Genomic DNA, 24,518 nt, shown 5'->3' with positions numbered 1-24,518 from the left:
CGTCCGGTGGCCAACCCCCACCGGTCCGTGAAAGAGAAGGAAGAACCGGCATGTCCGCTCTCCAGACCCTCGCCTCCGCCGACGCCTTCACCGGCAGCGCCAGCGCGATCGGCTACGGCCTGGCCGCCATCGGCCCGGGCGTCGGCGTCGGCATCATCTTCGGTAACGGCACCCAGGCCCTGGCCCGTCAGCCCGAGGCGGCCGGCCTGATCCGCACCAACCAGATCATGGGTTTCGCCTTCTGTGAGGCGCTCGCCCTGATCGGCATCGTCATGGGCTTCGTGTTCAAGTAAACCGACCCGCGACAACCCCTTTTCGACGAAAGGCACTGATGTGTACGCCCTGACGCAGCTGGCGTCCGAGGAGATGGAGAACCCTCTCCTCCCGCCGATGCCAGAGCTCATCATCGGCCTGATCGCCTTCCTCATCGTCTTCGGGTTCCTCGGCAAGAAGCTCCTCCCGAACATCAACAAGGTTCTGGAGGAGCGCCGGGCGGCCATCGAGGGCGGCATGGAGAAGGCCGAGGCCGCCCAGGCCGAGGCTCAGCAGGTTCTCGAGGACTACCGGGCCCAGCTCGCCGACGCCCGCCACGAGGCCGCGCGTCTGCGCCAGGAGGCGCAGGAGCAGGGCGTCGCGCTGATCGCCGAGATGCGGTCCGAGGGTCAGCGGCAGCGTGAGGAGATCATCGCCGCCGGCCACGCCCAGGTCGAGGCCGACCGCAAGTCCGCGGCCGCCGCGCTGCGCCAGGACGTCGGCCAGCTGGCCATCGACCTGGCCGGCCGGGTCGTCGGCGAGTCCCTCACCGACGCCGGGCGCCAGAGCCGCACCATCGACCGCTTCCTCGATTCGCTCGAGGCCAAGGCGGCCGACGAGACGAAGGCCGAGGCCCGCCGATGAGCCTTGCGAGCCGGGAGGCCCTGGCCTCCGCACGGGAGCGCCTCGACGCGCTGGCGGACAACACCGCCGTGGACGCGGCCAAGCTCGCCGACGAGCTGGCGGCCGTCACCGCGCTGCTCGACCGCGAGGTCTCGCTGCGTCGTGTCCTCACCGACCCGGCGCAGACCGGCGAGGCCAAGGCCGAGCTGGCCCGGCGCCTGCTGGGCGGCCAGGTGGGCGGCGAGTGCGCCGACCTGGTGGCCGGCATGGTCCGCTCCCGCTGGTCGCGCTCGCGCGACCTGGTGGACGCGGTCGAGGAGCTGGCCAGCGGTGCCGAGCTCATCGCCGCCGAGCGCGCCGGTGACCTGGACGACGTCGAGGACGAGCTGTTCCGCTTCGGCCGGATCGTCGCGTCGAACCCGGATCTGCGCGCCGCACTGACCGACAAGGTCGCGGACAAGGCCGCCAAGGCGACCCTGCTGCGCGAGCTGCTGGGCGGCCGGGCCAACCCGGTCACCGAGCGCCTGGTCGTCCGTCTGGTGACCGTGCCGCGTGGCCGTAGCCTGGAAGGCGGGCTCAACGCCCTCTCCAAGCTGGCCGCCGACCGCCGTGACCGGATGGTCGCGGAGGTCGTCTCCGCGGTGCCGCTGACCGACCAGCAGAAGCAGCGCCTCGGTGACGCGCTCGCCAAGCTGTACGGGCGACGCGTCCACCTGAACCTGGACATCGACCCCGAGGTCCTCGGTGGTGTCCAGGTGCGGATCGGCGACGAGGTCATCAACGGCACCATCGCGGACCGGCTCGCCGACGCGAGCCGCCGCATGGCCGGCTGACCAGCCACCAACTCAAGAGCAAACTGACGGCCCGAGTTGGGTCGACGGTGTCCTCTGGGGGCCCAGAGCAGCGCGGCTGCTGTGGGAGAACGTCCCCAGACCCCCAGAATTACTTCGGGCCCAACAAGGAGAGCAGGGAACCCAAATGGCGGAGCTCACGATCCGGCCGGAGGAGATCCGGGACGCACTGGAGAACTTTGTCCAGGCGTACAAGCCGGACGCGGCCTCGCGCGAGGAGGTCGGTACGGTCAGCCTTGCCGGCGACGGCATCGCGAAGGTCGAGGGTCTTCCCTCGGCCATGGCGAACGAGCTGCTGCGGTTCGAGGACGGCACCCTCGGTCTCGCCCTCAACCTCGAGGAGCGCGAGATCGGTGCGGTCGTCCTCGGCGAGTTCAGCGGCATCGAGGAGGGCCAGCCGGTGCAGCGCACCGGTGAGGTGCTCTCCGTCGCGGTCGGCGAGGGTTACCTCGGCCGCGTCGTCGACCCGCTGGGCAACCCGATCGACGGCCTCGGCGAGATCGCGACCGAGGGCCGCCGCGCCCTCGAACTGCAGGCCCCCGGCGTCATGGTCCGCAAGTCGGTCCACGAGCCGATGGAGACCGGCTACAAGGCCGTCGACGCGATGACCCCGGTCGGCCGCGGTCAGCGTCAGCTGATCATCGGTGACCGCCAGACCGGCAAGACCGCGCTGGCCATCGACACGATCATCAACCAGCGCGACAACTGGCGTTCGGGCGACCCGAACAAGCAGGTCCGCTGCATCTACGTCGCCATCGGCCAGAAGGGCTCCACCATCGCGTCCGTGCGCGGTGCCCTGGAGGAGGCCGGCGCCCTGGAGTACACGACGATCGTCGCGGCTCCGGCGTCCGACCCGGCCGGCTTCAAGTACCTCGCGCCGTACACCGGCTCGGCCATCGGCCAGCACTGGATGTACCAGGGCAAGCACGTCCTGATCGTCTTCGACGACCTGTCGAAGCAGGCCGACGCCTACCGTGCCGTCTCCCTGCTGCTGCGCCGCCCGCCGGGCCGTGAGGCCTACCCGGGTGACGTCTTCTACCTCCACTCGCGTCTGCTGGAGCGCTGCGCCAAGCTCTCCGACGAGATGGGCGCCGGTTCGATGACCGGTCTGCCGATCGTCGAGACCAAGGCGAACGACGTGTCGGCGTTCATCCCGACCAACGTCATCTCCATCACCGACGGCCAGTGCTTCCTGGAGTCGGACCTGTTCAACGCCGGTCAGCGCCCCGCGCTGAACGTCGGTATCTCGGTCTCCCGTGTCGGTGGCTCCGCCCAGCACAAGGCCATGAAGCAGGTCTCCGGCCGCCTCCGTGTGGACCTCGCCCAGTTCCGTGAGCTGGAGGCGTTCGCCGCCTTCGGTTCCGACCTGGACGCGGCCTCCAAGGCCGCCCTGGAGCGCGGCAAGCGCATGGTCGAGCTGCTGAAGCAGGGCCAGTACGCGCCGTACGCCACCGAGGACCAGGTCGTCTCCATCTGGGCCGGCACCACCGGCAAGATGGACGACGTCCCGGTCGAGGACATCCGTCGCTTCGAGCGCGAGCTGCTGGACCACCTCCACCGCGAGAACAAGGGTCTGATGACCTCGATCCGCGAGGGCGGCAAGATGTCCGACGACACCCTGCAGGCCGTCGGCGACGCGATCGCGTCCTTCAAGCAGCAGTTCGAGACCTCGGACGGCAAGCTGCTGGGCGAGGGCTGAGCATGGGTGCCCAGCTCCGGGTCTACAAGCGACGGATCAAGTCCGTCACTGCGACCAAGAAGATCACCAAGGCGATGGAGATGATCGCCGCCTCGCGCATCGTCAAGGCACAGCGCCAGGTGGCCGCGTCCACTCCGTACGCCAGTGAGCTCACCCGGGCAGTGACCGCGGTTGCCACCGGCTCCAACACCAAGCACGCCCTGACCACCGAGGTCGAGAACCCGGCCCGGGTCGCGGTCCTGCTCGTCACGAGCGACCGCGGTCTGGCCGGTGGCTACTCGTCCAACGCGATCAAGGCCGCCGGGCAGCTGACCGACCGCCTCAAGGCCGAGGGCAAGGACGTCGAGACGTACATCGTCGGCCGCAAGGGCGTCGCGTACTACGGCTTCCGCGAGCTCCCGGTCGTCGATTCGTGGACGGGCTTCACCGACAGCCCGACCTACGCCGACGCCAAGCGTGTCGCCGGTCCGCTCATCGAGGCGGTCCAGCGGGACACGGCCGAGGGCGGCGTGGACGAGCTGCACATCGTCTTCACGGAATTCGTGTCGATGATGACGCAGACGCCGGTCGAGAAGCGGCTGCTGCCGCTGAGCCTCGAGGTCACCGAGGAGGAGTCGGAGACGGCCAAGGACAAGATCCTGCCGCTGTTCGACTTCGAGCCCTCGGACGAGGCCGTGCTCGACGCACTGCTGCCGCGGTACGTCGAGTCCCGGATCTACAACGCCCTGCTGCAGGCCGCCGCCTCCGAGCACGCGGCCCGCCGCCGGGCGATGAAGTCGGCGACCGACAACGCCGAAGAGCTCATCAAGTCGCTCACGCGGCTTGCCAACGCGGCCCGACAGGCCGACATCACCCAGGAAATCAGCGAGATCGTCGGTGGCGCCAGTGCTCTGGCCGACGCGACCGCGGGGAGTGACCGATAAATGACCACCACTGTTGAGACGGCCGCCGCGACGGGCCGCGTCGCCCGGGTCATCGGCCCGGTCGTCGACGTGGAGTTCCCCGTCGACGCGATGCCGGAGATCTACAACGCCCTGACCGTCGAGGTCTCCGACCCGGCCGAGGCCGGCAAGAAGAAGACCCTGACGCTCGAGGTCGCGCAGCACCTGGGCGAGGGCGTCGTGCGCGCCATCGCCATGGAGCCCACCGACGGCCTGGTCCGCCAGGCCCCGGTGACCGACACCGGCGACGGCATCACCGTGCCCGTCGGCGACGTCACCAAGGGCCGGGTGTTCAACACCCTCGGCAAGATCCTGAACGACCCCGAGGCCGAGTCCGAGGTCACCGAGCGCTGGTCCATCCACCGCAAGGCCCCGGCGTTCGACCAGCTCGAGTCGAAGACCGAGATGTTCGAGACCGGCCTGAAGGTCGTCGACCTGCTGACCCCGTACGTCAAGGGCGGCAAGATCGGTCTGTTCGGTGGCGCCGGTGTCGGCAAGACCGTTCTGATCCAGGAAATGATCATGCGTGTGGCGAAGCTGCACGAGGGTGTTTCCGTGTTCGCCGGCGTGGGTGAGCGCACCCGTGAGGGCAACGACCTCATCCACGAGATGGCGGACTCCGGCGTTCTGGACAAGACCGCGCTGGTCTTCGGCCAGATGGACGAGCCCCCGGGCACCCGTCTGCGCGTCGCCCTGGCCGGTCTGACCATGGCGGAGTACTTCCGCGATGTGCAGAAGCAGGACGTGCTGTTCTTCATCGACAACATCTTCCGCTTCACCCAGGCCGGTTCCGAGGTCTCCACGCTGCTCGGCCGCATGCCGTCCGCCGTGGGTTACCAGCCGAACCTCGCGGACGAGATGGGCCTCCTCCAGGAGCGCATCACCTCGACCCGTGGTCACTCGATCACCTCGATGCAGGCGATCTACGTCCCCGCGGACGACCTGACCGACCCGGCCCCGGCGACGACCTTCGCCCACCTGGACGCCACGACCGTTCTGTCGCGTCCGATCTCGGAGAAGGGCATCTACCCGGCGGTCGACCCGCTGGACTCGACGTCCCGCATCCTGGACCCGCGCTACATCTCGGCGGACCACTACGCCGCGGCCTCCCGCGTCAAGGGGATCCTCCAGAAGTACAAGGACCTCCAGGACATCATCGCGATCCTCGGTATCGACGAGCTGGGCGAAGAGGACAAGCTGGTCGTCCACCGCGCCCGTCGCGTCGAGCGCTTCCTGTCGCAGAACACCCACGCGGCGAAGCAGTTCACCGGTGTCGACGGTTCGGACGTTCCGCTGGACGAGTCCATCGCCGCGTTCAACGCGATCTGCGACGGTGAGTTCGACCACTTCCCGGAGCAGGCCTTCTTCATGTGCGGTGGTCTCGAGGACCTCAAGAAGAACGCCAAGGAGCTGGGCGTCTCCTGATCCGAGGGCTCTTCGGAGCCCCCGCGATCGACGGTCCGGGGGCGGGGCACTCCCGCCGCCGGACCGTACGTCCCCTATTCTTTGACCCAACACCCGCCGTACCCGGCGGGTGGAGACCCGAGGAGCCACGTTGGCTGCTGAGTTGCACGTCGAGCTGGTCGCGGCGGACCGAAGCGTCTGGTCCGGCGAGGCCACTCTGGTCATCGCGCGTACACCGTCGGGTGACATCGGCGTCATGCCCGGCCACCAGCCGCTGCTCGGTGTGCTGCAGTCCGGCCCGGTCACCATCAAGACCAAGGACGGCGTCGTCGTCGCCGCGGTCCACGGTGGCTTCATCTCCTTCGCCGACGACAAGCTCTCGCTGCTCGCCGAGATCGCGGAGCTCGCCGACGAGATCGACGTCGAGCGCGCCGAGCGGGCGCTGGAGCGGGCGAAGGCGGAGGCCGACGCGGCCGCCGAGCGGCGTGCCGATGTCCGGCTGAAGGCGGTCACGGGCGTTCACTAGCCCCGATCCGCTTCGAGTACGACCCTCAGCCGCGGGCCGGCCTGGAATAACTCCAGGGCGGTCCGCGGCTGAGGCCATAACGCAGGTGCGGTTGCTCTAGATGATGCGAGGAGGTCGGTGGAGATGGTCCTCGCTCTGCTCGTGAGCGGCGTCGTCGTCCTGCTGGTGCTGGTTGGGCTCTTCGTCTTCGGGCTGCGGAGACGGCTGATCCAGCGCTCCGGCGGCACTTTCGACTGCAGCCTGCGCTGGAACGTTCCGGAGCACGACCCGGAGCCCGCCGGCAAGGGCTGGGTCTACGGCGTCGCCCGCTACAACGGCGACCGCGTCGAATGGTTCCGCGTCTTCTCCTACGCACCCCGGCCGCGCCGGATGCTGGAGCGGGACTCCATCGAGGTCGTCGAGCGCCGCACCCCCCAGGGCGAGGAGGAGCTGGCGCTCCTGTCGGACGCCGTGGTGCTCCTCTGTCTCCACCGGGGGACGCGGCTGGAACTGGCCATGAGCGAGGACGCGCTGACCGGATTCCTGGCCTGGCTGGAGGCGGCGCCTCCGGGGCAGAGAGTCAACGTCGCCTAGCTCAGTCCGTTGACTTCTCCGGCTGCTTGGGCCAGATCGTGTAGCTCACGGCGATCACCAGGTTGATGCCGATGACCCACAGCATCTTCGACTGCCAGTTCCGCAGCGAACTGATGTCGCCCGAGCCCTGTACGTACCAGACGGCGCACTGCAGCAGGCCGAGCGCCACGACCGCCGCGAGGATCCAGCGGCCGGCGGTCTTCCACTCGTGCACCGTGCGCTCCTTGCCGTACTTCGGCGGCTTCACCGGCGGCGGCCCGCCCGCGAAGCGGTGGGCGAAGCGCTGGTCGACCCACTTGATCGTGGAGTGGCCGAGCCCCACCGAGAATCCCAGGTAGACGGCGGCCAGCCCGTGCTTCCAGTCGGCGGTCGCGCCGTTCTTGAGATCGATCGCGGTGGCGATCAGCAGCACCAGCTCCAGCACCGGCTCCAGCAGCAGTACCGCGACCCCCGTACGCGGCATGCGGGCCAGGTAGCGCAGGCTGAGCCCGGCCACGAGCAGGATCCAGAAGCCGATCTCACAGGCGACGATCAGCGTGACGATCACAGTCCTCTCCCTTCTCTCACCTCCAGCCTGACGGCCACGACCTGCGGTTTCTTCACCCGGTGTGAGGAGAAGGGACTGCATCCTTCGATGTAGCGCGCGCCCGTCGGCCGGGCTCGGCAGGGGACGACCGCACCCCGGGTGACGTGCTGAGATGGGTCCATGCCCCGCAGCCTCCCGTTCCGTCCGCCCGAGCGTGCCGACGTGGCCGTCGCCGTCACCGGACTGCTGGGCGGGCTCCTGCTGTACGCGCTGGGGCTGATCAGCAGCCCCGCCCTGCCGGCGGTGCCGCGGCGGTTCGCGCTGCTCGCCCTCGTCGCGATGGCCGGGGCGGAGCTGCTGCGGCGCAGGGCGCCGCTGGTGGGGCTGGGCGTCGGGACGGCCGCCCTGGCGCTGGACGTCTGCGCGGGCAGCCTCGTCGCCAACGTCGGGATGTTCACCGACCTCGTCTACGCGGCCGTGCTCTACGGCCCGCCCGCCGCCTACCGGTTCATCCCCCGGGCCACCGAAGTGCTCACCGTGCTCGGCACGCTGCTGGCCCTGGCGGTGATGCGCCAGCCCGCCGCGCTGCTGGTCGGCATCGCGCTGGGCGTCCTCACCATCGCCCCCGCCTGGACCGGGGTGGGCGTACGGGTGCACCGCGACGCCGCCGAGGCCGCCCGGCTGACGGCGGAGCGGACGGCGCTCCTGGCGGAGCTGGACCGGCGCGAGGCCGTGGCCGCCGAACGGGCCCGGATGGCACGGGAGCTCCACGACATGGTCGCGGGCCATCTGTCCGCCATCGCCATCCACTCCTCGGCCGCGCTCTCGATCGACGAGCCGACGGCCTCCCGGGAGGCGCTCGGGGTGATCCGGGAGAACAGCGTCCAGGGCCTGGCGGAGATGCGCCGGCTGATCGGCCTGCTGAGGGAGACGGCCGGCGCGGACGGTCCCACGCCCACCCCTCGGCTCGACGGCCTCGACGCCCTGCTGGAACGGGCCCGCACCAGCGTCCGGGACGACCGTTTCTCCTTCGTGCTGCGCGACGGCCGGGGAGCGGGCGCGCTGCCCGTCCCGGTGGAGCTCGCGGCGTACCGGATCGTCCAGGAGTCGCTGACGAACGCCGTGAAGCACGCCGCCTCCGGCGAGGTGCGGGTGGAGCTGGACCGGGGGGACGGCGGCGGTCCGTTGACCGTCCGGGTGACGAGCCCCCTGGGCGGGACCCGTCCCGGGCCGAGGGCGCCGGGCGCGGGCGCCGGGCTCGTCGGCATGCGGGAGCGCGTCGCGCTGCTGAACGGGGAGTTCGAGGCGGGACCGGTGGACGGGACGTGGACGATCCGGGCGGTGCTGCCCGTGGACGAGGAGAGGTCGGAGAAGTCATGACGGGCGTGACGGACATGACGGGCGTGACGGGGTCGGTACGGGTCGTCGTCGCCGAGGACCAGGCCGCGGTGCGGTCCGGGCTGGTGCTCATCCTGCGCTCGGCGCCCGGCGTCGAGGTCGTCGGGGAGGCGGCCGACGGCGAGGAGGCCGTGCGGCTCGCCCGGGAGCTGCGCCCCGACGTGGTGCTGATGGACATCCAGATGCCCAGGCTCGACGGGGTGTCCGCCACCCGGCTGCTCACCGCCGAGGGGGTCGCCGATGTGCTGGTGCTGACCACCTTCGACCTCGACGAGTACGTCTTCGGCGCGCTGCGGGCGGGCGCGGCCGGCTTCCTGCTGAAGGACAGCGAGGCGGCGGACCTGGTGGCGGCCGTGCGGACGGTGGCCCGGGGCGAGGGGCTGATCTCACCGGCCGTCACCCGCCGGCTCATCGCGGAGTTCGCGCGCCCCGCGCCCGTCCGCCCGGAGCCCGGGGACGGCGCGGCCGCGCTGGAGACGCTCACCCGGCGGGAACGGGAGGTGCTGGTGTGCCTGGGGGAGGGGCTGTCGAACGCGGAGGTCGCGGGGCGGCTGGGAATGGCCGAGGCGACGGTGAAGACGCATGTGAGCAGGCTGCTGGCGAAGCTGGAGCTGCGCAGCCGGGTGCAGGCGGCCGTACTGGCCCGGGAATGGGGTCTGGTCCAGACCTCTTGACCATTGGTACGGACCTTCTTACGCTCCCCTCACAACGCGCACCCCCCACCCTGTTCTGGCCCTCACCCGAGGAGCACGCCTTGATCACAGGAATCCCGGGACACGCACACCTTCCCTCTCTCCACAGACGCCCCCGCTTACGGGCCGTCATGGCGGCCGTCGCCGCCCTGCTGCTTCCCATCGGCCTGATCGTCGGCCTGGCCGCCCCGGCCCATGCCGCCGCCTCCGCGACGGCGACATTCGTCAAGACCTCCGACTGGGGGACGGGCTTCCAGGGCGCCTGGACCATCAAGAACACCGGCACGACCGGCATCGACTCCTGGACCGTCGAGTGGGACTTCCCCGCCACGACGACGGTCGGCTCCTACTGGGACGCCCTGGTCAGCAGCTCCGGAACGCACTTCACCGGCAAGAACCGCGAGTACAACGGCACGATCGCACCCGGCGCGAGCGTCACCTTCGGCTTCGTCGCCGCGGGCGACGGCAGCCCCACCGGCTGCAAGGTCAACGGCGGCGGCTGTGACGGCTCCTCACCCGGCGACGAACCGCCGGGCGCGCCGGGCACCCCGACGGCCTCGTCCGTCACCGCGAACAGCGTCGCGCTGAAGTGGACGGCCGCGACGAGCGGCAAGGGCATCAAGAACTACGACGTCTACCGCTCGGGCGCGAAGGTCGCGACGGTCGCCAAGCTCGCGTACACCGACTCCGGGCTGAGCGCGGGCACCCAGTACACCTACACCGTCGTCGCCCGGGACACCGCCGACCGCACCGGCCCGGCCAGCGCCCCGCTGACCGTACGGACCACGGGCGGGGGCGGCGGCGACCCCCAGCCGGACGGCGATTACGCCAGGGTCGGCTACTTCGTGCAGTGGGGGATCTACGGGCGCGGCTACACCGTGAAGTCCCTGGACGCCACGGGCGCCGCCGCGAAGCTCACCCATCTCAACTACGCCTTCTCCAACATCGACCCCGTCAATCTGACCTGCCTCAACGGCGTCACCAAGGCCACCACCCCCGGCCCCCAGGACCCCAACCAGGGCGACGGCGCGGGTGACTCCTGGGCCGATTACGAGAAGGGCTTCGGCGCGGGCGAGTCCGTCGACGGCGTGGGCGACACCTGGGACCAGAAGCTGGCCGGCAACTACAACCAGCTGAGGAAGCTCAAGGCCAAGTACCCCAAGCTGAAGATCAATATCTCCATCGGCGGCTGGACCTACAGCAAGTACTTCTCGGACGTCGCGAAGACGGACGCGTCGCGGCAGAAGTTCGTCAAGTCCTGTATCGACATGTACATCAAGGGTGATCTGCCCGTGTCGAACGGCCGTGGCGGCCCCGGCACGGCGGCCGGGATCTTCGACGGCTTCGACATCGACTGGGAGTGGCCGGGCTCGGACGGCCACGCCGGCAACCACGTCTCCAAGGACGACAAGGCCGACAACCTGCTGCTCTTCGCGGAGTTCCGCAAGCAGCTGGACGCGCTGAGCCAGGCGACGGGGAAGAAGTACCTGCTGACCGCCTTCACCCCGGCCGACCCCGCGAAGATCGACGCGGGCTGGGACATCACCACCAAGGACGGCACGCCCAGCGTCTTCGACTACATGGACTTCGCCAACGTCCAGGGCTACGACTTCCACGGCTCCGGCAGCGACAACAGCTGGGAGCCCAACCGGACCGGCCACCAGGGGAACCTGTACGCCGACGCGAAGGACCCGTACAGCACGAAGTTCAGCGTGGACAAGACCGTCCAGACCTACCTCGACGCGGGCGTCGACCCCCGCAAGGTCGTCGTGGGGCTGGCCTTCTACGGCCGGGGCTGGCAGCAGGTCGCGGACGGCGGCGCGCACGGGGTGTGGCAGGCCGCCGGGGGCGCGGCGCCGGGGCAGTTCCCGGAGGAGTCCGGGACGCGCGGCTACGACAACCTGCTGGCGTCCGTGCCGAATCTGACCGTCTACCACGACGAGGCGTCGGTGGCGACGTACGGGTACACCGGGGACGGTGGGCAGTGGTGGACGTTCGACGACGCGTGGTCGATCGGGAAGAAGACGGCGTGGCTGAAGGGGAAGAAGCTGGGTGGGGTGATGATCTGGGAGATGTCGGGGGACAGCGGGACGCTGATGAATGCCGTGGACAGTGGGCTGAGGTAGCGCCTGCGGCGGGCTGACCCCCGGACCCACCCTTTCACCGTTTCCCAGGGGGCTCCGCCCCTGGCACCCCCTCGCCGGGGGGGCCGGGGCGGGCCCGGGGGCCTACCGGTTCTCGCCCGGTACCCACAGGATGTCGCCGACCTCCTGGTTCGCCGACCGCGCCAGGATGAACAGCAGGTCCGACAGCCGGTTCAGATACGTCGCCGTCAGATGGTTCATCGTGTCGCCGTGCATCTCCAGCGCCGCCCACGTCGACCGCTCCGCCCGTCGTGCCACCGTGCACGCCTGGTGGAGCAGCGCCGCGCCCGGTGTGCCTCCCGGGAGGATGAAGCTGCGCAGCTTCTCCAGCGGCTCCAGGAAGTGGTCGCAGTCCGCCTCCAGCCGGTCGATGTAGGTCTGCTCGACCCGCAGCGGCGGGTACTTGGGGTCCTCCACCACCGGGGTCGCCAGATCCGCGCCCACGTCGAAGAGGTCGTTCTGCACCCGGACGAGGACCTTCACGATCTCCTCGGGGAGCTGCCCGAGCGCGATGGCCACCCCGATCGCGGCGTTCGCCTCGTTGGCGTCGGCGTAGGCCGCGATGCGGGTGTCGGTCTTGACGGTGCGGCTCATGTCGCCGAGGGCGGTCGTGCCGTCGTCGCCGGTGCGGGTGTAGATGCGCGTCAGATGGACCATAGGACGAGCGTAGCTACGCACCCGCCCTGCGGAAGTACCGCGTGCCGGCCGCCACCGAGACGGCCATCAGTATGAGGGCCGCCAGGGCGCCGCGGGCCAGTGCCGGGTCGGCGTAGTGGCCGACGAACGCGGCGCGGACCGCGTCCACCAGATAGCGCAACGGCATCACATGGGAGAGGGCGTCGAGCCAGCCGGGCGCGAGGGACATGGGCAGCAGCAGACCGGAGAGCAGCATGGTCGGCATGGTGACCGTGTTGACGAGCGGGGCGAAGGACATGGGCGCGGCGGCCTTCATGGCCAGCGCGTAGGACAGGGCCGCCAGCGAGAGGGCCAGCGCCGCCGTGAAGGCGAAGCCCAGCAGGACGCCGGGCAGCGGCGCCCGCAGCCCCATGGCCACGGCGACGAGGACGATCACGCCGGCCTGCGCGGTGAGCAGCGCGGCGTCCCGCAGGACGCGCCCCAGCAGCAGGGCGAGCCGGCTGACCGGGGTCACCCGCATCCGGTCGACGATGCCGTGCTGCTTTTCGATGATCAGGCTCATGCCCGCGAAGGCCGCGCCGAACAGGGCGAGTTGCAGCAGCAGCCCCGGGACGAGGACCTGCCAGGAGGAGCCCGTACCGCCGAGCGGCATGTCGGTGAGCAGCGGGCCGTAGAGGACGAGGTAGAGCGCGGGCATCAGGGCGCCGAAGGTCATGGCGGCCTTCGAGCGCAGGGTCTGGCGGGCGTACCGGCCGAAGACCAGGGCGGTGTCGGAGAGGAGGGTGCGCACGGGGCCTGGCTCCTGGTGGGCTAGACGGCTACGGGGATGGTGTCCTGGGCGGCCGGGCCGCGCCCGGTGATGGCGTGGAAGGCGTCCTCCAGCGTGGCGTCGGGGGAGCCGGCGTGGCGGGTCTTCAGCTCGGCGGGGGTGCCCTCGGCGACGACCGTGCCCTTGTCGATGACGACCAGCCGGTCGGCGAGCGCGTCGACCTCGTCGAGGTAGTGGGTGGTGAGGACGACCGTCGTGCCCCATTCGGCGCGGAGGCGGCGCACGAGGTCCCAGAGGTCCGCGCGGCTGCCGGGGTCGAGGCCGGTGGTGGGCTCGTCGAGGAAGAGCACCTCGGGCCGGTGGGTGAGGGCCATGGCGATGTCGAGCCGGCGCCGCTGCCCGCCGGAGAGCGCGGCGCACGGCCGCTCCAGGAGCTCGGTGAGACCGAGCTCCCGCGCCAGCTCCTCGGCGCGCTCCTCGGCCCGGTTCTTGCGCAGCCCGTAGAGCCGCCCCTGGGTGACGAGCTCCTCGCGGACGGAGACGGCCGGGTCGACCCCGCCGGACTGGGCGACGTAGCCGATGCGGCGGCGCACGCCCTCGGGGTCGCGGGCGAGGTCGTGGCCGGCGACCGTCGCGGTGCCGCCGCTGGGGGCGAGGAGCGTGGTGAGCATGCGCAGGGTCGTCGTCTTGCCCGCGCCGTTGGGGCCGAGGAGGCCGAGTATCTCGCCGCGCCGGACGGTCAGGTCGACGCCGCGCACGGCCTCGACGGGGCCGCGCGGGCTCGGGAAGGTCCGGGCGAGCCCGGACGCGCAGATGCTCTCGGAGCTGTCGGAGCTGTCCATGCCCCAAGAAAAGCAGAGCCGCTGAAAGTTTGCAATGCCTCCAAGTTTTCTGTGGACGCAAGTTTTCAGTGGACTCAGCGAAGCTACGATGTGGACATGACGGGAGAAGGGCTCAGGGAGCGGAAGAAGCGGCAGACCAGGCAGCACATCTCGGACATCGCGACCGGCCTGTTCCTGGAGCACGGCTTCGTCACGGTGACGATCGCGGACATCGCCTCGGCCGCGGACGTGTCCGTCAATACCGTTTACAACTACTTCGGGTCGAAAGAGGACCTCTTCCTCGACCGCGAGGACGACGCCGTCGAGTGGCTCGCCTCCGCCGTCCGGGGCCGCCGCGCGGGCGAGTCCCCGGTCGTGGCCGTGCTGCGCGCCCTGCGCGCGGAGGTCGTGGCCGTCTCGCCGCGCGTGGGCCTCATCGACGGGTACGAGCGGTTCATGCGCGTCATCGAGGAGTCGCAGGCCCTCCGGTCCCGGGTCTTCGACATGCGGCGGCGCGCCACCGACCTGGTGGCCGACGTGCTCACCGAGGAGGCGACGGCGGCCGGGGAGGAATCCGCCCTGCTCCCCGCCCTGGTGGCCGGTCAGCTGGGCTGGATCCAGGCGTACGTCGTCGAGCACATCCAGCGCGAGCTGGTGGCGGGACGCACCGCCGCCGAGGCGTCCCGCTCGGCGCTCGTCGTTCTCGACGAGATCGAGGGGATGCTGAGCGACCGTCTCCTGGAGTACGGCACCCGCCCCGCCGCCGTGTGACCCAAGGGACTCCCGGGGTCCGAGTGGCCCAACTGGGGGGTGTGGTCCGGCCGGTGGCCGTCTCAGTGTGATGTCCGTCATCCGGGACGTGACGCGCATCTCTTACCGCCCAACGGCGCGCCCATGAACGCTAAGGTCCGGGCGGAGAGCCGTAAATGAACAGATTCATGCACAGGGAGTAAGGGGACAGCCGTGGCCAAGAAGCTCGCCGTCATCGGTGCCGGACTGATGGGCTCGGGAATCGCCCAGGTCTCCGCCCAGGCGGGGTGGGACGTCGTGCTGCGGGACGTCACCGACGAGGCCCTGAAGCGCGGGACGGACGGCATCAAGGCCTCGTACGACAAGTTCGTCTCCAAGGGCAAGCTGGAGGCCGCGGCCGCCGAGCAGGCGCTGGCCCGGATCACCCCCACCACCGACATGGACGCGGCCGCCGACGCCGACATCGTCGTGGAGGCGGTCTTCGAGGACATCGAGACCAAGCAGGGCATCTTCCGCACCCTGGACGGCCTGGTGCGGGACGACACCGTGCTCGCCTCCAACACCTCCGCCATCCCGATCACCAAGATCGCGGCCGCCACGAAGCGCCCCGAGCGCGTCGTCGGCGCCCACTTCTTCTCCCCGGTGCCGATGATGCAGCTGTGCGAGCTGGTGCGCGGTCACAAGACCAGCGACGAGACGCTGGCGAAGACCCGCGAGTTCGCCGAGGGCATCGGCAAGACCTGCATCGTCGTCAACCGCGATGTCGCCGGCTTCGTCACCACCCGCCTGATCGCGGCCCTCGTCGTCGAGGCGACCAAGCTCTACGAGTCGGGCGTGGCCAGCGCCGAGGACATCGACATCGCCTGCAAGCTCGGCTTCGGCCACGCGATGGGCCCGCTGGCCACGGCGGACCTGACGGGCGTGGACATCCTGATGCACGCGACCGAGAACATCTACACCGAGTGCCGGGACGAGAAGTTCGCCTCGCCCGAGCTGATGCGCCGCATGGTCGACGCCGGCGACCTCGGCCGTAAGAGCGGCCAGGGCTTCTACCAGTACTGAGCCCGTACGGCCAGCCCTCTTCACCCTGTGGGGTGAAATAAGTATCGGTTCGCTTACAGACGGCAACTTTGTCGTGTGAGAGGCAGTCAGTTCTTTAGAACCAGGACCCACCCACACCACGCACCACTCGGGGAGCGCATATGCACATCAGGGGCGACCACGCCGAACTGGTCGTCGGGGGACGCCTCGACGTCCGCAGCGCGGCGGACGCCCGTACGGTCCTGCACTCCGCCCTCGACGCCGGGCGCGGCGACCTGGTCCTGGACCTCACCGAGCTCGACTCCTGGGACGCGACCGGACTCGGCGTCATCATGGGCGCCCACCGCCGGGCCGGGCGCACCGGCCGACGGCTGGTCCTGCGCGGCGTGCCCGACCGGATGCAGCGCGTCCTGGTCGCCACCCGGCTCCACCGCATCCTCGCCATCGAGGAGGACGCGGCCGCCCCGGCCGGCGCCGCCCACGCGGCGGCCCGGCCGGTGACCCGTCAGCACCCGCAGCGCGGCGGGTGACAGGGGCGCCGGGCGAGCCGGACGAGCCCCCCGGGGCGTGAGTACCCCGATCCTCACGAGACTGTGACGTCCCACGACGACGCGGCACCATCCGCGTCGTAGATACTGTGGCGAGGTCTGTTCGGTTTCCCGCCGGCTTCGGCGGGCACCGGGCCGAAGGTCGAAGGAGTGCGGACAGGCCGGAGAGCACGACGGCACGCCACGCATCTTGGGGGCTTCAGAACCATGGACCCGACGAACCGGGGATCCGAGGCATTCCACGACGACGAGCAGTCCTCCACGGGCGGCCCGCGGAAGCGCCGCACGCCCCGAGAACCCGAACGGGCGGACACCACGCCCGGCGGCCAGGGCCCGGTACGCGTCGTCCAGCTCGTCTCCGGTGACTACCTCCTGACCGTCAATCCGGTCGACGGCAGCGAGATAGAGCCCTGCCCGCCCGGCTCCCTCCCCGCCCGCCCCGAGCGGCACGGCCCCGAGGCGCGCGCCGAACTGCGCCGCGCCGCCGCGCCCCCGCCGCCCGCCCGCCGGGCCGGACCCGAGCTGCCCCTGCTGCACCGCGAGGAGGAGCGGGAGAGACTGGGCCGGCTGCTGTCGCGCGGCCGGTCCGTGCGGCTCACCGGCCCCGCCGGCTCCGGGCGCAGCGTCCTGCTCGACGCCGTCGCCGAGGACTGCGCGGACCTCGCGCCCGACGGCGTCGTCCGGCTCAGCGGCTACCGCCGCACCGCCGGCGATCTGCTCCACGAGCTGTTCGCCGCCGTCTACCACGCCCCGCTGCACCGGCCCGACCGGGCCGGGCTGATGGCCGCCGTGCAGGGCATCGGCGCCGTCGTCATCCTGGACGACCTGGAGTTCGGCGGCGTCGCGCTCGACGAACTCCTCGACGCCACGCCCGAGTGCGCCTTCCTGTTCTCCGCGACGCCCGACGTCCCCGCCCCCTCGGCCGACTCGCACGTCGAGGAGGTCTTCCTCGGCGGACTCGGCCGCACCGGCTGCCTGGAGCTGCTGGAGCGCGCCGTGGACCGGCCGCTGACGGACGAGGAGGCCGACTGGGCCGCCGACCTGTGGTTCGAGTCCGAGGGGCTGCCCCTGCGGTTCGTCCAGGCCGGTGCGCTGCTGCGGCTGGGCGTGACGGCCGGTACGGCCGGCTCCGAGGCGTTCGACGCCTTCGGCGAGCGGCCCGCCGCCGAGGACGGGGAGGGCGAGGAGAAGCGCACCGTCCCGCTGCCCACCCTCGCCCAGGCCGCGGCCCCCGCCACGCTGCTGGCCGCCGCGCTCGGCGAGGCCGCGCGGGAGACCCTGCGCTTCGCGGTCGCCCTCGGCGGCGAGGTGCCCCACCAGGCGCACCTGCCCGCCCTCGTGGGGGACACCCACGCCGACGCGGCCGTCGGCGAGCTCCTGGCCTGCGGCCTCATCACGCCCGTCGCCGCGCACTACCGGCTGGCGACCGGCGTCGCCGACCAGTTGATCGCCGGATACGGCGAGGAGTGGGCCCGTCAGTCGGCCGCCACGGCCCACACGGCCGCCCAGCACTACGCCTGGTGGGCCGGGCACCCGTCCGTCTCGCCCGAGCGGATCGCCGTCGAGGCCGAGGCGATCCTCGCCGCCCTGGCCGCGCTGACCGGCGAGGAGGACTCCGGGCACCGGGCCGCCGCCGTGCTGCTGGCCCGTACGGCGGCGCCCGCGTTCGCGGCGGCGCTGCGCTGGGGCGCCTGGGAGCGCTGCCTGCGCCACGGCCAGGAGGTGGCGCGGATCGCCGGCGAGGTCGGCGAAGAAGCGTATTTCCACCACGAGTTGGGCGTACTGGCCCTGTGCACCGGCAATCTCGACCGGGCCCGGGCCGGGCTGGAGGCATCCATCGGGCTGCGCGGCGTCCTCGCGGACAAGCGCGGCACGGTCGCCGGCCGCCGGGCGCTCGCGCTGGTCGCCGACCGCTCCGGGCTGGCCCTGGGTGCCCGCGCGCTGCCCGGGAGCACCCCGCCGCGCGCCGTGGGCGCGGTCCCGCCGCTGCCGCCGCCGCGCACCGGCGTGGACGGGCGCACGTCCGCCGGTGAGGAGGTCCCGGACGCGCGCAGCGAGCAGTCGGCCGCGCCGCCCGCCAAGGCCAGGGTCACCGACGACACCACGGCGGTCATCAACAGGCTCCCGGGCGGTGCCACCGCCGCCCCCGCCGCCGGGGCGCCGGGCCGGCAGGCTGCGCCGGCCGGCCCGCGCCCGGCGGGCGCGGGCAAGGGCTCGTGGGCGCAGAGGCTGATGTCCGGCGGCAACCGCCGCAACCTCCTCGCGGCCGGCGCGGGCGCCCTGCTCGCCGCCGTCCTCGGCACCGTCGTCACCCTCGGGGCCGCCTCCGGCGGCGACGCCCCGCGTTCCGGCCCAGTCAAGCCCGGCCAGTCGGCCTCCCAGCAGGACGGCGACGGCGGGCTGAGCGCCGACGAGCCGGCGGCCGGGGAGCCGGGGGCGCCGCAGGTGCCCGCCCGGCGCGGCGGGCGAGGGGAGAAGAAGGGCAATTGGGGCGACGAGTCGGCCTCGCCCGGCCCGTCCGGCTCCGCCACACCGTCCTCGGGCTCGGAGACCGGCGCCTCGCCCGGCACGCCGTCGAAGTCCCCGGGCGGCAACACCTCGCCCACCCCGTCGAAGACCCCGGGCGGCGGTGATCAGACGAAGACGCCGCCGGTCGATCCGACCCCGTCGAAGACGCAGGGCGGCGGTGATCAGACGAAGACGCCGTCGGCCGACCCGACCCCGTCGAAGACGCAGGGCGGTGGCGACCAGACGAAGACGCCGCCGGCCGGCGGCACCAACTCGGCGAGCGGCCCCGCCCCGGGCGGCAAGCCGACCACGGGCAAACCGGCGGACGGGACGCCGGTGGCATAGCGGAACGGCGGACGGCCGGGGTCTTCACCCCGGCCGTCCGCCGTTTCCGCACGCAAGCCCGCAAGCGTGATCAGCGGTGATCAGAACAGCCGCAGCTTGTCGTCCTCGATGCCGCGCAGGGCGTCGTAGTCCAGCACGACGCAGCCGATGCCGCGGTCCGTGGCCAGCACCCGCGCCTGGGGCTTGATCTCCTGGGCGGCGAACACGCCGCGCACGGGCGCCAGGTGCGGGTCGCGGTTGAGCAGCTCCAGATAGCGGGTGAGCTGTTCCACACCGTCGATCTCGCCGCGCCGCTTGAGCTCGACGGCCACCGTCCCGCCGTCGGCGTCCCGGCAAAGGATGTCCACGGGGCCGATCGCCGTCGGGTACTCGCGGCGGATCAGCGTGTAGCCCTCGCCGAGCGTCTCGATGCGGTCCGCCAGCAGCTCCTGGAGGTGCGCCTCGACACCGTCCTTGATCAGGCCCGGGTCGACGCCCAGCTCGTGCGAGGAGTCGTGGAGGATCTCCTCCATGGTGATGATGAGCTTCTCGCCCGCCTTGTTGATCACCGTCCACACATTGACGCCCTCTTGAACGCCTTCCTTAATCGTGCACGGCGGCGACATCCAGTTCAGGGGCTTGTAGGCCCGGTCGTCCGCGTGGATGCTGACGCTCCCGTCCGCCTTGACCAGGATCAGACGGGGGGCGGAGGGCAGATGGGCGGTGAGCCGGCCCGCGTAGTCCACGGAGCAACGGGCGATGACGAGACGCATGGTGAGCCACGCTACTCGACTCCCGCCACTTCACGCGATTCGCCCTGGAAGGGGCCCTACGGCTTCGGCCAGTTGTCGGTGTTCTCCTGGTGGGGCCGCAGTGGCCGGATTACCGTTGAACCGGGCGGTCGCCGTACGGGCACGGGGCGTCGTCGTCCGCTCGCCCATCCCTGAGATCCCCCGCGCGGGGGGTCGCGAGAGGAGAACCCATGTCGCTCGACGTCTCACCGGCCCTCCTGGAGCAGGCCGAGCGAGGCGAGGTCGACGAAGCAGCGTTCGTCGACTGCGTCCGGACGTCCCTGCCCTACGCGTGGGACATGATCAGCGCCCTGGTGGACCGGCTCTCGGCCGAAGGCGGCGAGTTCGCCGACAACCGTACGCCCCCGCCGGACGAGCAGGCGCGCGGCCAGCTGCTGCGCGCGCTGGCGAGTGACGCGATCCGCGGTGCGCTGCAGCGCCACTTCGGGGTGCGCCTGGCGTTCCAGAACTGCCACCGGGTGGCGGTCTTCCCGGTGGGCCCCGCGGCGGACGAGCGCCTGGCCCGCTTCACCTCGATCAGGGGCCAGCTGCTGAACCAGTCTCCGGAGCTCCGCGACTGCTGACGCGTTCCGTGCTGCCGCTCCGGGCGCGGGGAGGTGCGAACGAAGGGGGAGCGGCAGCTCCGGCGGGGCGGCCCCGCGAGCGGCTCAGCCGAGCAGAGGCAGCACGTCCGAGCCCAGCCTGCGGAGGTTCTCCTCGGTGCCGGCGAGATCCCCGGAGCCCTCGGCCAGGAGCGCGAAGCGGCGGATGCCCGTACGCTCGGCCGTGGCCGACAGCCGGTCGGCGCACAGCCGGGGCGGGCCCACCGGATGCAGTGCGCAGAGCAGTTCCGTGTACGCCAGCGGGTCCCGCATCCGGCGCTGCCGCCCGTCGACCGTCACATGCGCGGAGAGCCCGTGGTGGAACCAGCCCGGCATCGCCTTCAGCAGCGTCTCCGCCGCCTCCTCCCGCCGGTCCCCGACCTGGACGACGCCCGCCGCCACATGAGCGGCCGCCGCGATCTCCTCCGGGGAACGCCCCGCCTCCCGCGCGCACTTGCGCCACAGGGTCACCATCTCCGCCTTCTCCTCGTCCGTGCTGTGCATCCCGAGCAGCATCGGCAGCCCGTGCCCGGCCGCCAGCCGGACGCTCGCGGGCGAGGTGCAGGCGACGATCACCCCCGGACCGGTGGAGTCCCCGTCCGTGTCCAGGAGTTCGTCGGGGCGCGGTACGACCGGGACCTCACGGAAGGAGAACCGCTCCCCGGTCGAGCCGACCCGGGGCTCCCGCAGCCACCGCATCAGCAATTCGAGCGATTCCGGGAACCCCTCTTCGTACGCCCCCAGGCCTGAGTTGAACACCTCCAGGTCGACCCACGGGCCGCCTCGGCCGACGCCCAGCACGAACCGGCCGCCCGAGGTGAGGTGGAGCAGCGCCGCCTGCTCGCCCAGCGCCACGGGGTGGGTGGTGGGCAGCACGCTCACGGCCGTGCCGACCTTGATCGAGCGGGTGCGGCCGAGCAGCAGGGCGGCCAGGGTGACCGCCGACGGGCACACCCCGTACGGCACGAAGTGGTGTTCCGCCAGCCAGACCGCGTCCAGCCCCGCCTCCTCGGCGACCTCGGCCGAGCGGACCGCCCGGTACAGCGCCTCGCCGTGCCCCTGGCCCGGGAACTGGGCGGCGAGGACAAACGTTCCTACGCGCATCGCTCTTGTACCTCCTAGCGACCGACGCGGTATCCCCCTGGTGGCAATAACGGCTGACACGTGCCGAAGGTACGGCTGCGCGTGAAGTTTTCATGATGATCGGAGCACAAGCGCCATAGAGCCGGGGGTACTCCGGGCCGGGCCGGTGACCATGGCGCGTACGCTGGTCACGACCCGTAGCCCACGACCTGCCGAGGTGCCCTGTGTCCCCGCGCCGAAACCGCCCGCGAGGCGGCGCCGCCAGCCAGAGCCCGATCCCGCGCGACGAGAGCGGCATGCGGTACGGGCTGGAGAGCACGGAGAACTGGCAGGGCGAGGAGTGGGCGGTCCGCGCCGTCGGCGGCGGCGCGGCCGCCAAGCACTACCGCTGCCCGGGCTGCGACCAGGAGATCCCGCCCGGGGTGCCGCACCTGGTCGCCTGGCCGCGCTTCGGCGCCGGCGTCGACGACCGGCGGCACTGGCACAAGGCGTGCTGGAACGCGAGAGACCGCCGGAGCGCGCGGCTCCAGCGGTCTCGTAACGCGCCGCGGTACTGAGGGCTACCGCGGTACCGAGGGCTACGCGTCCCGCTTGGCCAGCGAGAGGTAGGCGCCGCCGAGGGCGGCCCCGGTCACCAGCGTCATGATCCACAGCGGGTCCCAGCCGCTCGGCCCCTCGCCGGCCGAGACGTCGTAGAAGACGCCCAGCTGGTTGGGGATCGAGTAGAGCAGCAGCCACGACCGCAGCTCGGTCAGATCCGACACCCCCAGGAACATCGCCAGCACCAGCGGCATCATCACCACGGCGAGCATCACGGCGATCGCCCCCGCGGAGTGGCGCAGCATCGCGCCGACGGCGAGCGCGAGCACACCGACCAGCGACATGAACACGCTCACCCCGACCGTGGCCTTCAGCCACTGCCCGGCGGTCGGCACGGCGCCGAGACGGCCGGCGATCCCCTCGGTGGCCACGGCCACCAGCGTCGTCGCGACCGTGGTGGTCACGAACGTGAGCAGGAAGAACACGATCGCCTTGGCCGTGAGCACCCGCGCCCGGTCCGGGCAGGCGGTCAGCGTGGTGCGGATCAGGCCCGTGCCGTACTCGGACGACATGGTGAGCACGCCGAGCGTGATGACGCAGATGAGGGAGAGCATCGTGCCGTAGATGCCGAGGATGAGGACGGGCACCCGCTCGGTCTGCGTGGCCCCCGTGGAGTCCGTCGCGCTGACGACGAAGGCGGCGAGCAGCCCTATCCCCACGATGAGCAGCACCATGGACCCGAGCGTCCACACCGTCGACCGGATCGACCGGATCTTCGTCCACTCGGCGGCGACGGCGTCGGCGAGGGTGGCCTTCCGGATCGGGATCGGCGACACGTAGCCCCCGAGGGGCGCCTGGCCGGGCCAGGGCGCGGCCCCCTGCGGAGGCCCCTGCGGGGTGCGCTGGGGGACGGGCCGGGCCGGAACGGCCGCGCCGTGCCCCGCCGGGGCGGGGCCGGTGATCCCGGGGCCGGAGCCGGCGGCCTGTGGCGCGGGGCTGCCCGGGGCGGGCAGGCCCTGGGCGGGTGCGGGCTGGTTCGGCGGCTGCGTCTGGGAATGCGCGGGCGTGGGCTGGGACTGGGGGGTGCTCATCGGGCGTCCTCGCTGTCGCGCTTGATCAGGTCGGCGGGGGCCGGTACGGGCTGCCCGGTGCCGGGAGCCGCCGGCGCGCCCGTGGCGGGGGCCGGCGTGGTGCCGGCCGCCGGGTCCGGGGCCGTGGGCCCGTGCGTCGGCGGCACGGCCGGTACGGCCTGCCCGGCGCCCAGGACCGGTTCGCTCGCCGCAGGCGGCGTCGCGCCCGGGGCCGCCGTGCTCGCCGCAGGCGGGGTCGCGTACCGGTTGGGGCGTTCGCCCGGGAGGACCGGGTAGGCCTGTTCCGCCCAGCCCTCGTGGAGCCGCTGCGCGGGCGGCTGCGGCTGTGGCTGCGGCGCCTGGAAGCCCGAGCGCTGGTCCGCCGTCGAGCGGTAGTCGACCGCGCCCTGCGTCATCCGCATGTACGCCTCCTCCAGGGAGGCCTGGTGCGGGGAGAGCTCCCAGAGGCGGACGTCCGCGCCGTGCGCGACGTCGCTGACGCGGGGGAGCGGCAGACCGGTCACGCGCAGGGCGCCGTCCGGCTCCGGCAGGACCTGCGCCCCCGCCGCGACCAGCGCGTCCTTCAGCCTGTCGCGGGCCTCCCGGTCGTCGTCGGGCGTGCGGACGCGCGCGAAGTCGGCGGAGTTCGCGGCGATGAAGTCCTTGACGCTCATGTCCGCCATGAGCTGCCCGCGCCCGATGACGATCAGGTGGTCGGCCGTCAGCGCCATCTCGCTCATCAGGTGCGAGGAGACGAAGACCGTGCGGCCCTCCGCCGCCAGCCGCTTCATGAGGTTGCGGACCCAGAGGATGCCCTCCGGGTCGAGGCCGTTCACCGGCTCGTCGAAGAGCAGTACCTGCGGGTCGCCGAGCAGCGCGGCGGCGATGCCGAGGCGCTGCCCCATGCCGAGGGAGAAGCCGCCGGACCGCTTCCGCGCCACGTCCTGGAGGCCGACGACGCCGAGGACCTCGTCCACGCGGCGGGCCGGGATGCCCGCGAGCTGGGCGAGGGACAGCAGGTGGTGGCGGGCGCTGCGGCCGCCGTGCACGGCCTTCGCGTCGAGGAGGGCGCCGACCTGTCGCGGGGCGTTCGGCAGCTCGTGGAAGGGGTGCCCGGCGATCGTGACGTGCCCGGCGGTCGGCCGGTCCAGGCCGAGGATCATGCGCATGGTCGTCGACTTGCCGGAGCCGTTGGGCCCGAGGAACCCGGTGACGGCGCCCGGCCGCACCTGGAACGTCAGGTTGTGCACGGCCGTCTTGGCGCCGTAGCGCTTTGTCAGGCCGACTGCCTCGATCATTCTTCGCCCCTCGGCGCTTCGACGTGCTTCGGTTCGTGCGTGCTTCGGTTCGTTCGACTTTGTACAAGCGCAAAGCCCTCGTAAAGGTTAGGAGGATAGACGAGACG

25 protein-coding genes are annotated in these 24,518 nt (G+C 71.9%); 17 read left to right on the top strand and 8 right to left on the bottom strand.

The genetic code is table 11. The features are described 5' to 3' along the window. Positions 1-50: 50 nt before the first annotated feature. The 8 genes from atpE (at position 51) to IE096_RS11955 (ending at position 6,870) form a co-directional block, all read left to right on the top strand. Entirely contained in the window at positions 51-293 is a 243-nt protein-coding gene (gene atpE / locus IE096_RS11990) for an ATP synthase F0 subunit C (RefSeq protein ID WP_030280712.1), read from the top strand. A gap of 40 nt (positions 294-333) precedes the next feature. Beyond that, the gene (locus tag IE096_RS11985; protein WP_189451410.1) at positions 334-897 is read left to right on the top strand and encodes a F0F1 ATP synthase subunit B; all 564 of its coding nucleotides are present in this window, start codon (positions 334-336) and stop codon (positions 895-897) included. Next, positions 894-1,709, top strand: coding sequence for a F0F1 ATP synthase subunit delta (locus IE096_RS11980; RefSeq protein WP_189451409.1), 816 nt, complete (start codon positions 894-896; stop codon positions 1,707-1,709). Before IE096_RS11985 ends, IE096_RS11980 begins: the two co-directional genes overlap by 4 nt. 145 nt (positions 1,710-1,854) lie before the next feature. Next, positions 1,855-3,426: a F0F1 ATP synthase subunit alpha gene (gene atpA, locus IE096_RS11975; protein WP_189451408.1), complete on the top strand. Its 1,572-nt coding sequence runs from the start codon at positions 1,855-1,857 to the stop codon at positions 3,424-3,426. Between the two features lie 2 nt (positions 3,427-3,428). Beyond that, positions 3,429-4,349, top strand: a complete 921-nt coding sequence (locus IE096_RS11970; protein ID WP_189451407.1) for a F0F1 ATP synthase subunit gamma — start codon at positions 3,429-3,431, stop codon at positions 4,347-4,349. Next, positions 4,350-5,792: a F0F1 ATP synthase subunit beta gene (gene atpD / locus IE096_RS11965; RefSeq protein ID WP_189451406.1), complete on the top strand. Its 1,443-nt coding sequence runs from the start codon at positions 4,350-4,352 to the stop codon at positions 5,790-5,792. A gap of 130 nt (positions 5,793-5,922) precedes the next feature. Next, positions 5,923-6,297, top strand: coding sequence for a F0F1 ATP synthase subunit epsilon (locus IE096_RS11960; protein WP_126916091.1), 375 nt, complete (start codon positions 5,923-5,925; stop codon positions 6,295-6,297). Positions 6,298-6,420: 123 nt separating this feature from the next. Next, positions 6,421-6,870 carry a DUF2550 domain-containing protein gene (locus IE096_RS11955; RefSeq protein ID WP_189451405.1) on the top strand — a complete coding sequence of 150 codons (450 nt, stop codon included), beginning with the start codon at positions 6,421-6,423 and terminating at the stop codon, positions 6,868-6,870. 1 nt (position 6,871) lies between these two features. Here IE096_RS11955 and IE096_RS11950 read toward each other — a convergent pair whose 3' ends face one another. Next, positions 6,872-7,417 carry a hypothetical protein gene (locus IE096_RS11950; RefSeq protein WP_189451404.1) on the bottom strand — a complete coding sequence of 182 codons (546 nt, stop codon included), beginning with the start codon at positions 7,415-7,417 and terminating at the stop codon, positions 6,872-6,874. 159 nt (positions 7,418-7,576) lie between these two features. Here IE096_RS11950 and IE096_RS11945 point away from each other — a divergent pair, with 159 nt between their 5' ends. The 3 genes from IE096_RS11945 (at position 7,577) to IE096_RS11935 (ending at position 11,612) form a co-directional block, all read left to right on the top strand. After that, positions 7,577-8,776 carry a sensor histidine kinase gene (locus tag IE096_RS11945; RefSeq protein ID WP_189451403.1) on the top strand — a complete coding sequence of 400 codons (1,200 nt, stop codon included), beginning with the start codon at positions 7,577-7,579 and terminating at the stop codon, positions 8,774-8,776. Continuing rightward, complete coding sequence (locus tag IE096_RS11940) at positions 8,773-9,468, top strand: response regulator (protein ID WP_229820115.1); 696 nt, start codon at positions 8,773-8,775, stop codon at positions 9,466-9,468. Before IE096_RS11945 ends, IE096_RS11940 begins: the two co-directional genes overlap by 4 nt. Positions 9,469-9,617: 149 nt before the next feature. After that, a complete protein-coding gene (locus IE096_RS11935; RefSeq protein ID WP_189451402.1) occupies positions 9,618-11,612 on the top strand; it encodes a glycoside hydrolase family 18 chitinase in 1,995 nt (664 codons plus the stop codon). Between the two features lie 102 nt (positions 11,613-11,714). On the opposite strand, the gene IE096_RS11930 is transcribed toward IE096_RS11935, so the two are convergent. The 3 genes from IE096_RS11930 to IE096_RS11920 are packed head-to-tail and all read right to left on the bottom strand — an operon-like array spanning position 11,715 to position 13,877. After that, a complete protein-coding gene (locus tag IE096_RS11930) occupies positions 11,715-12,287 on the bottom strand; it encodes a cob(I)yrinic acid a,c-diamide adenosyltransferase (RefSeq protein WP_189451401.1) in 573 nt (190 codons plus the stop codon). Between the two features lie 13 nt (positions 12,288-12,300). After that, positions 12,301-13,056, bottom strand: coding sequence for an ABC transporter permease (locus tag IE096_RS11925; protein WP_189451400.1), 756 nt, complete (start codon positions 13,054-13,056; stop codon positions 12,301-12,303). A 20-nt stretch (positions 13,057-13,076) separates the two neighbouring features. Further along, a complete protein-coding gene (locus IE096_RS11920; protein ID WP_189451399.1) occupies positions 13,077-13,877 on the bottom strand; it encodes an ABC transporter ATP-binding protein in 801 nt (266 codons plus the stop codon). A gap of 96 nt (positions 13,878-13,973) precedes the next feature. Between IE096_RS11920 and IE096_RS11915 the strand changes: the two genes are divergently transcribed. The 4 genes from IE096_RS11915 to IE096_RS11900 all read left to right on the top strand — a co-directional run bounded on the left by IE096_RS11915 (position 13,974) and on the right by IE096_RS11900 (position 19,048). Then, positions 13,974-14,627: a TetR/AcrR family transcriptional regulator gene (locus IE096_RS11915; protein ID WP_189451398.1), complete on the top strand. Its 654-nt coding sequence runs from the start codon at positions 13,974-13,976 to the stop codon at positions 14,625-14,627. A 192-nt stretch (positions 14,628-14,819) separates the two neighbouring features. Further along, positions 14,820-15,668, top strand: a complete 849-nt coding sequence (locus IE096_RS11910) for a 3-hydroxyacyl-CoA dehydrogenase family protein (protein ID WP_189451397.1) — start codon at positions 14,820-14,822, stop codon at positions 15,666-15,668. A 140-nt stretch (positions 15,669-15,808) separates the two neighbouring features. Continuing rightward, positions 15,809-16,177, top strand: a complete 369-nt coding sequence (locus tag IE096_RS11905; RefSeq protein WP_229820114.1) for an STAS domain-containing protein — start codon at positions 15,809-15,811, stop codon at positions 16,175-16,177. A 225-nt stretch (positions 16,178-16,402) separates the two neighbouring features. Continuing rightward, the gene (locus IE096_RS11900) at positions 16,403-19,048 is read left to right on the top strand and encodes an ATP-binding protein (protein ID WP_189451396.1); all 2,646 of its coding nucleotides are present in this window, start codon (positions 16,403-16,405) and stop codon (positions 19,046-19,048) included. Between the two features lie 80 nt (positions 19,049-19,128). Here IE096_RS11900 and nucS read toward each other — a convergent pair whose 3' ends face one another. Next, positions 19,129-19,800: an endonuclease NucS gene (gene nucS / locus IE096_RS11895; RefSeq protein ID WP_189451395.1), complete on the bottom strand. Its 672-nt coding sequence runs from the start codon at positions 19,798-19,800 to the stop codon at positions 19,129-19,131. Positions 19,801-20,009: 209 nt separating this feature from the next. On the opposite strand from nucS, the gene IE096_RS11890 reads away from it, so the two are divergent. Continuing rightward, positions 20,010-20,402, top strand: coding sequence for an SCO5389 family protein (locus IE096_RS11890; RefSeq protein ID WP_189451394.1), 393 nt, complete (start codon positions 20,010-20,012; stop codon positions 20,400-20,402). A gap of 84 nt (positions 20,403-20,486) precedes the next feature. Here IE096_RS11890 and IE096_RS11885 read toward each other — a convergent pair whose 3' ends face one another. Next, a complete protein-coding gene (locus tag IE096_RS11885) occupies positions 20,487-21,524 on the bottom strand; it encodes an LLM class flavin-dependent oxidoreductase (protein ID WP_189451393.1) in 1,038 nt (345 codons plus the stop codon). Between the two features lie 203 nt (positions 21,525-21,727). Here IE096_RS11885 and IE096_RS11880 point away from each other — a divergent pair, with 203 nt between their 5' ends. Continuing rightward, a complete protein-coding gene (locus IE096_RS11880; protein WP_189451392.1) occupies positions 21,728-22,060 on the top strand; it encodes an Rv1322 family protein in 333 nt (110 codons plus the stop codon). Between the two features lie 21 nt (positions 22,061-22,081). On the opposite strand, the gene IE096_RS11875 is transcribed toward IE096_RS11880, so the two are convergent. Together IE096_RS11875 and IE096_RS11870 are read right to left on the bottom strand one after the other, a co-directional pair. Next, on the bottom strand, positions 22,082-23,134 hold the full coding sequence (locus IE096_RS11875) for an ABC transporter permease (RefSeq protein ID WP_189451391.1): 1,053 nt from the start codon (positions 23,132-23,134) through the stop codon (positions 22,082-22,084). Beyond that, positions 23,131-24,411 (bottom strand): ABC transporter ATP-binding protein, encoded by a 1,281-nt coding sequence (locus IE096_RS11870; RefSeq protein ID WP_189451390.1) that lies wholly within the window; start codon positions 24,409-24,411, stop codon positions 23,131-23,133. The genes IE096_RS11875 and IE096_RS11870 overlap by 4 nt, the downstream gene beginning before the upstream one ends. Positions 24,412-24,518 lie beyond the last annotated feature (107 nt).

This window comes from Streptomyces abikoensis (assembly GCF_014648775.1).
Lineage (GTDB): Bacteria > Actinomycetota > Actinomycetes > Streptomycetales > Streptomycetaceae > Streptomyces > Streptomyces abikoensis.
The sequence above is the reverse complement of the archived record's forward strand: the minus strand, read 5'-3'. Positions and strand labels throughout refer to the sequence as shown.